1 protein-coding gene is annotated in these 854 nt (G+C 65.8%); it reads right to left on the minus strand.

The window, feature by feature from the left end; all coding sequences use genetic code 11:
* On the minus strand, positions 1 to 854 hold an 854-nt coding region (locus HU736_RS21660), incomplete at both ends, for an RHS repeat-associated core domain-containing protein (RefSeq protein ID WP_275967713.1).

The following is an 854-nucleotide window of genomic DNA, read 5'->3' on the forward strand; positions in this document are numbered from 1 at the left end:
TATAGGGGTTCAGGCCACCACGGCCGAACGGGCTCTCGCTGTCGGGGCTGAGGAAACCCATGACCAGTGGGTCATAGGGCCGGTAGCCGCCTGGGATATACCAGCCGGTCAACGGCTCACGGCGTTCGCCGGCATAGCCATAGGGGCCATGGGCGGGGTCCTCGGGCTCGGCGCCGTGTGCAGTGTAGTGGCGGCTGCGTACGCTGTTGTCGGCTTCCAGACGCACGCTGCCCTGGGCATCGCAGCCGAGCAGGGTGACGGTGCGCACGTCTGCGGTGATGCGGTTGAGGGCGAACAAGGTGCTGGCATCGCCGATGCGTTGGAGCACATCGCTGCCAGTCTGTTCGTGGGTGAGCAGGCCGCCGCTGTAGAAACTGCGGGTGAGGGTGGAGCCGAGGATGCGGTCGGTGAGGTTGCCGCTGGGGTCGTAGCGGTAGTCGCAGGTTTGGCCGTTGTACTGGACGCGGGTGAGACGGTCCTGGGCGTCCCAGGTCAGTTGGCGGCCCAGGGAGTCAGCGATCACGCGACCGCACGCGTCATAGTCGAGGGTGATGGACGCGGGCCAGCTGGAATGGCTGTGGGTGATGGTCTTGACCTGGGTGGGGTCCTCGGCGGCGTAGCTGAACACGGCCGTGTCGGTGCCGCCGCCAGCGAAGGTGCTGTCGACCTGCTTGTAGCCGTCGAGGCCGTTGAAGCAGAAGACCTGCTTGGTCACTCGGTTGCCAAACGGGTCTTCGGCTGCGATGGCGGGGTCGGCGGTGTAGAGGATCAGGCGGCCCCGGTTGTCGTAGTCGAAGGTCTCCTGACCTTTGCTGCTACCGTCTTCCCAGACGCGGTTGACGACCTGATCAAGG

The sequence above is a fragment of the Pseudomonas shirazensis genome (assembly GCF_014268785.2).
GTDB lineage: Bacteria > Pseudomonadota > Gammaproteobacteria > Pseudomonadales > Pseudomonadaceae > Aquipseudomonas > Aquipseudomonas shirazensis.